Here is an 8,693-nt window from a genome sequence, read left to right as displayed (position 1 = left end):
TCGCATTAAATAGTTTCCTCCCAGTGTACCTCATGAGTATGGGAAATGCTATATATTCCCAAGATTGCTAACTTCATTACTAGCACAACCGTTAATTAGCAAGAGACTGATTGAGATGATACTTAAGAACAAATTTTTAATCTTCATTGTTAACTGTTTTAGTAGATAGTAACTGACTCTTCTCAACTGTAATAAGTAGTCTTTTTCCTGAGCTTATCGAAGTATACTTATGTTACAGTTGATCAATAATAATTGATATTTTGCTTATGAAACCTCAATATTTATTTTTACCATTAGGTATTATAGCGATCGCTTGGTTAGCCTTTGGTATCTACCAGGCCAATAGTGCGCCATTACCGGCTGGTTTTCCCACCCCAACAGACCCTGATAAGATAGAAATTAAGCAATATCCTGCCTATCGCGCTGCTACTTATAATTATTCTGGAAATCTTTCTGAAGCAGGAAATCAGGCCTTTTCTTCCTTATTTCAACACATTAGTAACAATAACATTTCCATGACAGCACCAGTGGAAACTCGTTATCCTTTGAGTACCCTAGAAAGCAATGAGAAAACAGGGGAAGCAACAGTTTCTTTTTTGTATCGTAATACAGATATTTATCCTCAAGAAATTGCTGATAATATTACAGTCGAAGACATTCCTGCTATGACAGTGGTAAGCTTAGGATTACAGGGGGGTTATTCCTACGAAAGTTATCAGCAAGGGGTAGAAAAACTGAAAAATTGGTTACTAAAAAATCCCTCTTATCAAATGGTGGGTCAACCTCGTCGTTTATTCTATGATGGTCCCTACAAACCAGATGCTACTAAACGTAGTGAAATTCAAATTCCTGTGACTCAATAAAGGTTAATTACAGATGAAAAGTTTGACATTGAATAACGGAAATACCATTCCTCAGTTTGGACTAGGAACCTGGAAATCAAAACCAGGAGAGGTTAAAAGTGCGGTTAAATCTGCTTTAAAGGTTGGTTACAAACATATTGATTGTGCAGCTATCTATGGTAATGAAAAGGAAGTTGGAGAAGGTTTAACAGAGTCTTTTGCGGAAAATGTTGTTAAACGAGAGGATGTTTTTATTACTTCCAAATTATGGAATAATCGACATTATAAAAATGATGTTGTTCCTGCTTTAAAACAAACCTTACAAGACTTACAACTAGATTATCTTGACCTATATCTTATTCACTGGCCCGTAGCTTTTAAACCCGAGGTCAACTTTCCGGAAGATGCTTCTGGTTTAGTATCTTTATCGGAAGTTCCACTGCTGGAAACATGGTACGGAATGGAACAAACTGTTAATGAAGGGTTAGTTAAAAATATTGGAGTTTCTAACTTCAGTATCAAAAAAATACAAAATATTATTTCTAATGGAAACATTAAACCTACGATGAATCAAGTAGAATGTCATCCTTATTTACAACAAGATAAACTATTAACTTACTGTCAAAGTAATGACATAGCATTAACAGCTTATTCTCCTTTGGGTTCAAAAGATCGTCCTGATTCCATTAAGCAAGAAGATGAACCAATTTTGTTAGAAAATGAAGTCATTAAAAAAATAGCCCAAAAGTATCAAGTCACCACAGCACAAATTTTAATTCAATGGGCAATAGAAAGAGGAACTGTTGTTATTCCTAAGTCCGTTTCTACTGAAAGAATTAAGCAAAATTTTGAAGCACAAAATATTAGTTTAGACGCAGAAGATATGGAGCAAATTAAAACTCTTAATCGCAATTATCGTTATGTTGATGGTTCATTTTTTGCCCTTCCTAATAGTAGTTATACTGTAGAAAGTATCTGGAGCTAAAATCATCAATCTAAACTGGTTTCTGTTGAATCATCCCTCATCCTGATGGCATTCAAATCGTAGCTAGAAGGACTTTGAAAGACCCTTAAATGGAACTGAGGGATCACACAAAGAACATGATCAAAAATCCCTGACTGTATTTCTTCATAATGGGACCAAGCTGTATCATTACAATAAACATAAACTTCTATAGGTAAACCTTGTGCAGTAGGATGTAATTGACGTACTAAAAAATAGGGACCGGAACTAACTTTAGGATGTGCCTCTAAATAAGCCATTACATAGGCACGAAAGACCCCAATATTAGTTAAAAACTTTTCATTGATAGGTTCCGGATTATTATTACTCAAATGTTGTTTAATGTCTTCTCCAATGTATTTCATGGTTGAAAACTCTTCTAACATTTCTTGATCGCAAAATTTAATAGAAGTCATATCAATGTAAACCGCACGTTGAATTTTTCGACCTCCAGATTCAAACATGATGCGCCAATTTTTAAAGGAATCAGAAATCAAAGCATAAGTAGGAATTGACGTAATGGTATTATCCCAATTAAGAACTTTTACTGTAAATAAATTAACTTCATCTACAAAGCCATCGGCCCCGTATTTCGGCATTTCAATCCAATCTCCTAGAGCTATCATCCGATTAGCTGCTAACTGTAACCCCGCAGTAAATCCCATAATAGAATCTTTAAAAATAAGCATCAAAATCGCACTGCCAGCACCTACTGTAGCAAGGATATTGGTGAGAGGTTGATTAATAGAATTAGCAATAATAATTAAGATAAATAAACTGGCAACTAAAATATAGAAAAGCTGGACAAAAACTCGAATAGGGATTGATTTTAATTTTTCTTGAGCTTCTCCAAATTTAACGAATATATCCAAAATACGACTAATTAACAAAAAAGAAATAATCGATGCAGAAACTGTAAAAGTATTTTCCAACAACCAACGACCTATTTCATAAGAATCAGGAAAATCTCTCAAAATAAAACCCATACCAGGGAACCAAATTATTGCATGACCGACCAACAATAATTTCCGATTCCAAAACATAGATATTTTATGCTTCTTCCTGGGAACTAAGTATTTTTGGGATGCTAGTAATAGCCAACTAGCTGTTATCATTAAAATTAAAATACCAAAAGAAATGACTCCTTGTCTTAAGAGAGAATGGGGTTGACGTGCTTGCCATGCTTCCTCCAAAGCCTCATGAACAACACTAGAACTAATTTTTGCCAAAACAGGAATAGGAATACCATAAAGCCGAGAATCTGCCGATGTAACAGTCAAGACTAACCACGTTTGTTTTATTTCAGTTTCAACTATTTCTAATTCAGTTTTTGGAGAAATTACTAAAACAGTTTCCCTATTGAGAATAGAAGGGTAAACATCAATATCATGGGGATTGATGTTTCTTTTAACAATTTCATCTAGTGTATTTTCAATAGTTTTAACTCTAAGTCTTAAAAGATTATTATCCTCGTCAATACTAGTAGCAACAGGCATAACAATACGACCATCGAGTTTAATAGCTTGATATTGAAGATTACCTAATTGTCCTGATGATAAACTAAATAAGCCAAGAGCATCTAATTCACTCTTTTTATCCTTAAGTTTAATGGCGGCTTCCACTTCGATATTAAAGCGTTCCATTAACTCTTGAATTTCGGGATCTTTTTCAGCCTGTTTTAACGGAGAATTCTCAGGATTGTTAAGAGGAGAAAGACTGGGAGACGGTAAAATATTTTCGCTTTCCTCAGGATTAGGACTAGGAGAGATATTAGGAGCTTGCCCTAGGGTTATGGGGGACAAACCAATACAGAATAAACAAGTAACTAAGCCAATTATGATAGACAATATTAAAGAAAAAAAACGATGTGATTGAGGCGTGAATAATTTTCTTAATAAGTAGATCATTGAATTGGTTAAGTAAAAATTCATTAATAAGGGTACAATAAGAGTGCAGTTTATTCCTTAATTATTTTAGGTTAAGTAGTCACAAAATAGTCAGATGTTGGGAAATGAATCAAAAAAATTTAAGGCTAGGAAAACTCATCAAAGAAACCTTTGCTTATCTGTCCATTGTCAGTTTCAGTCTTTTTCCTCTCACCAGTTTTGCCGAAACGCTACGTCTAACAGAAACAACACTGACAGAAGTTAACCAAGCTTTAGATAAAGGTGCAATCACTTCCGAACAACTGGTGAAACTCTATCTCAAACGGATCGAAACCTACGAAGACCAGGGGCCGAAAATTAATGCGATCATCTCCCTCAACCCCAATGCTATTGCTGAAGCGATCGCCCTAGACTCCGAACGTAGAAAAATCGGTTCACGAGGCCCCTTACACGGCATTCCCATTATCGTCAAAGATAACTACAACACCAAAAATATCCCCACCACAGCAGGTTCTATCCTCTTAAATAACTCTTTACCCCCCGATGATGCCTTTACCATCAAAAAACTGCGCGATGCAGGAGCCATTATCCTTGCTAAAGCGAATATGAGCGAATTTGCTGAGTCTTACGGTTGGTTAGGCTATAGTTCTTTAGGTGGTTTAACCTTGAACCCTTACAAACTAACTCGTAATCCCTCCGGCTCCAGTGGAGGAAGTGGAGCTGCGATCGCAGCTAGTTTTGCAGTTTTAGCCACGGGGACAGATACCTCTGGTTCTATTCGCGGGCCGGCCTCCGTAGCTGGAATCGTAGGCATTAAGCCAACTCAAGGGCTAGTCAGTCGGGATGGCATTGTGCCTCTCACCCTCTCTTTTGACTCCGCAGGACCCATGACCAAGACAGTCAGAGATGGGGCCATCGCATTAGGAATCATGGCTGGAGTGGATGGGAACGATCCCCGTACTTTAGACAGTCAAGGGAAATCCTACCAAGATTACACGCAATTTCTTGACAAAAAGGCTCTGCAAGGAGCTAAAATCGGGGCTGTTATCGACTTTAATGGCGGAAATGAGGAGGTTGACGCTTTGACCCAACAAGCCGTTAATAAGCTCAAAGAATTGGGGGCGGAGGTTGTGATAGTCGACTTACCCAAAAAATTAGAAAATCTCTGGCCATTGATGGAAGAAGTTACAGAAGCTGAGTTTGAACCCCAACTGGAAAATTATTTACAGACTTTAACTGGTTCTGTCCCTAAAAGTTTGAAGCGGTTGATCACCTTAGCCTTATCTAAAGCCATTGCTCAATCGACAAATCCTTTAAATCCTGGACGTATTCGAGGAGCGCAAGCATCCTTAGATCACAGAGGACTAGCAGATTCTCGTTATCTCTATATTACTCAATACGAGTTTCCATCGGTGCGTAATATTCTCACTTCTATTATGGAATCCCAGAACATAGATGGGATGATCTTCCCTACCATGAGGTGTCCTGCCAGTCCTATTTATACCATCAACAACGATCCCACCTATAAATGTGACATCGATGATCCCTACACACCAGGATACTTGGCCAATGTTTCGGGTTTTCCGGGGATTTCAGTTCCCATGGGTTTTACGAAGGAAGGACTCCCTGTTGGCTTAACTTTCTTCGGTTTAAGCTATAGCGAACCCACCTTATTAGGATTTGCTTACGCTTACGAACAAGCTACTCAGTTTAGGAGTTCCCCTGCTTCTACCCCTAGCTTATCGGGAGAAACGATTGATTATTAAGGAAAGAATAGTAGGAGGTAACTTATAAAAGATAGTATCGGTTTTCATCCCTTTATATTACCAACCAATTCCATCGCAGCTCAATAATTTGCAAAATGCAAAGTTATCCCCCTTAACCATCAACTATCCACTACAATAAGAAGAACCCATAAGTAAATGTACTACCACAATATATACCTATGACCAGTGCCAAGTTTCAAAACCCGGTGTCTCTGTCTGGCCGAGAAATGCAAATTCTAGACCTCGTTTCAACTGGTTTAACTAATCTAGAAATCGCCCAAAAACTGGAGATTAGCAAGCGCACCGTCGATAATCATATCAGCAACATTTTGACCAAAACAAAAACAGAGAATCGTGTAGAGTTAGTGCGTTGGGGGTTGCAGTGGGGTAAAGTTTGCCTCGATGATGTTAATTGCTGTGTCCTTCCCTCCGATAGCGAAGTTGCATCATAGAAAATTTAAGGGTTACGTCAGAGTTCTAAGTAATCTTGTTTTTATTTGTTTAGCTGGTTGTAGTAGTCCAGGATTCATTACTCCCCCAACCCAAACACTAGGAGGTACCTTAAATACACGATTTTCTGAGCAACATCCCCGTTTTTCTTATGAAGGCAAATATCTAGTATTTGCTTCTAGTCGTCAAGGAAAGCGCAGTGTCTGGCTATACGATAGGGTTAGTAACCGTCTGTTGCCATTACCTGGACTAAACCAGCCAGGAAGTGTACAGGATCAACCAGATATTAGTGCAGACGGACGCTATATTGTTTATGTTTCCGAACAAGACGGAAAACAAGATATTTTTGTTTACGATCGCCAAACCTTACGGGCTAATAATATTACTAAGAATATATTAGGAGAAGTGCGGCAGCCAACAATTAGCGGTGATGGCCGTTTAGTTGCCTTTGAATCTAATCGTTCGGGGCAATGGGATATTATTATTTATGATCGGAGTTTAAATACTCCTTTATCTCTTCCTTCCCAGTCAAATAATAAATTATAAGTATCTTCAGTCATAATATTCTGAGGTTCTATGACAGATCATGACTCAATCTAAAAAATAAATTAGCCGAAGAAAATTGGTTAAACAATAGAATGGTAATGGCTGGAATTAATCAGTATAATAACAAAAAATATTGAATCCAGGCTTTTCACAAGAAATGTGAGTAAAATAATCTTAGCATCTAGATATAAGTGAAGATTTACCCATGCTTAAACTACACAATAAATATATTAGGATAACCGTTTTTGGTCTGATAGTCTATTTTTTAACAGTTATTATTACTCCCAACATTAATTCACAACCCCTTGGATTTAAAAATTCAATTTATGCCACAAATTCTTCATCATCTATTATAGTGGCTCAGTCTTCTGAAGAATCCCAAGAGGGAGAGCAAAAGACAGCAGAAGAAGCAGAAGAAAATCAAGAAGAATTTGAAGAAGCCGATGTTTTAGTAGATGGAAAAATAATTTTTACTGTTAAAAGTTCTCTAGGTGAGCTTTCTCCAGAAGCACGGGCGAAAACAGCAATGCAGAGACTGGAAAAAGTAGCCCAAAATTCAGCTATTTTACCTGAACAAATTCAAATTGTTAACCTCAAAGAATTAGAGCTTATTCAAGCTGAAGATATTGTTATTACAACTTTCGGAGAAGAAGATGCAGAGGCAGAAAATTTACCTCTTTCAGAATTAGTCAATGAGCGTCGTGAACAAATAGTAAATGCCATTATTGAATATCGACAATCCAGAACCAAACAATCAATTTTCTGGGGAGCTATTAAAGCAGTTATCGCTACAATTGTTGCCATTATTACTTTATTACTATTAAATAAGGGGTTACCTTCTATATTCAATCGTCTGCGAACTTGGCAAAGACAAAGACTCGAAGCAGTTGAATTTCAAGGATTACAGTTTATATCCGGTCGCCAAGTTGCTCAATTTATCTCCTTTCTTTTCACAGTTGTCCGCATCTTTTTAGTTTTCTTAGTTTTCTACATCTATCTTCCTCTAGTATTAAGTTATTTCCCCTGGACTCAACCTATTGGAATCAAATTATTAAGTAATTTTTGGGGAGCAATTAATTTAGTTATTAGTGGTATTGTTTCTTACTTACCTAACCTATTTATTATTGCAGTTATTGGCATCATTGCTTATTATTCTATGCAGTTTGCTCGCATTTTTTTCAATGCTGTTGGAGAAGAGAGAATTCAGATTAATGGTTTCTATCCAGAGTGGTCAGCACCGACGTATAACCTGACAATATTTTTCATTATTGGATTAGCAGGGGTTCTAATTTTTCCCTACTTACCTGCTTCTAATTCCGCTGGATTTCAAGGGATTTCTATTTTTGTTGGAGCTTTATTTACTCTAGGTTCAACAGCTATTGTTGGTAATATTGTCAGTGGAATTGTTCTTATTTACACGCGCTCATTCCAGGTAGGAGACGTGATTACTGCTAACGAGAAAACCGGTCGTGTACTTGAAAAAAGTATGTTAACAACACGAATTATGACACCCGATAACGAGGTAATTACTATTCCTAATGCAACCCTTCTTGTGAGCGATATTACAAATTATACAGCTTCGATTCGAGACCAACAACAACCGTTGATTTTAAAGACAACGATTACATTAGGTTACGATGTTCCTTGGCGAAAAGTACACGAAACCCTAATTAATGCGGCTAAAGATACCGAGGAAATTTTAGAAGATCCAGAACCTTTTGTGCTACAAACCAGTTTAGATGACTTTTACGTTGCGTATACTTTAAAAGCGTTCACCAATATCCCTGAAAAAATGGGATTAACCTATTCAAAACTTCATCAAAGTATTCAAGATAAATGTAATGAAGCAGATATTGAAATTCTCTCACCTCATTATTCAGCTATTAGAGATGGACACCAAATCACCATTCCTGAAAATTATCTTCCCTCAGATTATAAAGCGCCGGGGTTTCGCATTGAATCTCTAGGAAATTTCTCCCCAAAAAATAATCATGATCAATCAGAAAAATAACAATTTTTCAACATAGGCAAATTTATACAGAACTTGCAAAAATTAGTAGTCTCAAACACCTATTATTTCCTAAAATAAGACTCAACAAAAAACTCCGAACTCCTAACACCGAACTCCTAACACCGAACTCAAGGTTATGGTATCTTCTCAAAAAGCCAGGGGTCACTCGCTGCGAAAACTTAGGCCAAA

Annotated in this window: 7 protein-coding genes; 6 read left to right on the top strand and 1 reads right to left on the bottom strand. The window is 37.0% G+C overall.

Translation table 11 applies throughout. The features are described 5' to 3' along the window. Window positions 1–266: 266 nt before the first annotated feature. Window positions 267–863, top strand: coding sequence for a heme-binding protein (locus P9B04_RS09785; protein WP_342054802.1), 597 nt, complete (start codon window positions 267–269; stop codon window positions 861–863). 13 nt (window positions 864–876) lie between these two features. Continuing rightward, complete coding sequence (locus tag P9B04_RS09780) at window positions 877–1,827, top strand: aldo/keto reductase (protein WP_342054801.1); 951 nt, start codon at window positions 877–879, stop codon at window positions 1,825–1,827. 5 nt (window positions 1,828–1,832) lie between these two features. Here P9B04_RS09780 and P9B04_RS09775 read toward each other — a convergent pair whose 3' ends face one another. Then, window positions 1,833–3,692, bottom strand: a complete 1,860-nt coding sequence (locus P9B04_RS09775) for a mechanosensitive ion channel family protein (protein ID WP_342054800.1) — start codon at window positions 3,690–3,692, stop codon at window positions 1,833–1,835. Between the two features lie 164 nt (window positions 3,693–3,856). Between P9B04_RS09775 and P9B04_RS09770 the strand changes: the two genes are divergently transcribed. From P9B04_RS09770 to P9B04_RS09755, 4 genes are all read left to right on the top strand, one after another. Then, on the top strand, window positions 3,857–5,497 hold the full coding sequence (locus P9B04_RS09770) for an amidase family protein (protein WP_342054799.1): 1,641 nt from the start codon (window positions 3,857–3,859) through the stop codon (window positions 5,495–5,497). Between the two features lie 179 nt (window positions 5,498–5,676). Beyond that, the gene (gene pedR, locus P9B04_RS09765; RefSeq protein ID WP_342054798.1) at window positions 5,677–5,949 is read left to right on the top strand and encodes a photosynthetic electron transport-dependent transcriptional regulator PedR; all 273 of its coding nucleotides are present in this window, start codon (window positions 5,677–5,679) and stop codon (window positions 5,947–5,949) included. Next, window positions 5,900–6,493: a TolB family protein gene (locus P9B04_RS09760; RefSeq protein ID WP_446717986.1), complete on the top strand. Its 594-nt coding sequence runs from the start codon at window positions 5,900–5,902 to the stop codon at window positions 6,491–6,493. The genes pedR and P9B04_RS09760 overlap by 50 nt, the downstream gene beginning before the upstream one ends. A 205-nt stretch (window positions 6,494–6,698) precedes the next feature. Continuing rightward, window positions 6,699–8,504, top strand: coding sequence for a mechanosensitive ion channel family protein (locus P9B04_RS09755; protein WP_342054797.1), 1,806 nt, complete (start codon window positions 6,699–6,701; stop codon window positions 8,502–8,504). The last annotated feature ends 189 nt before the right edge of the window (window positions 8,505–8,693 follow it).

It is taken from the genome of Crocosphaera sp. Alani8, assembly GCF_038442745.1.
GTDB lineage: Bacteria > Cyanobacteriota > Cyanobacteriia > Cyanobacteriales > Microcystaceae > Crocosphaera.
The sequence above is the reverse complement of the archived record's forward strand: the minus strand, read 5'-3'. Positions and strand labels throughout refer to the sequence as shown.

Excerpts from the sequence above, each read along its gene's own strand:
- P9B04_RS09785 (WP_342054802.1), top strand. The coding sequence starts at position 267 with ATGAAACCTCAATATTTATTTTTACCATTAGGTATTATAGCGATCGCT.
- P9B04_RS09780 (WP_342054801.1), top strand. The coding sequence starts at position 877 with ATGAAAAGTTTGACATTGAATAACGGAAATACCATTCCTCAGTTTGGA.
- P9B04_RS09770 (WP_342054799.1), top strand. The coding sequence starts at position 3,857 with ATGAATCAAAAAAATTTAAGGCTAGGAAAACTCATCAAAGAAACCTTT.
- pedR (WP_342054798.1), top strand. The coding sequence starts at position 5,677 with ATGACCAGTGCCAAGTTTCAAAACCCGGTGTCTCTGTCTGGCCGAGAA.
- P9B04_RS09760 (WP_446717986.1), top strand. The coding sequence starts at position 5,900 with ATGATGTTAATTGCTGTGTCCTTCCCTCCGATAGCGAAGTTGCATCAT.
- P9B04_RS09755 (WP_342054797.1), top strand. The coding sequence starts at position 6,699 with ATGCTTAAACTACACAATAAATATATTAGGATAACCGTTTTTGGTCTG.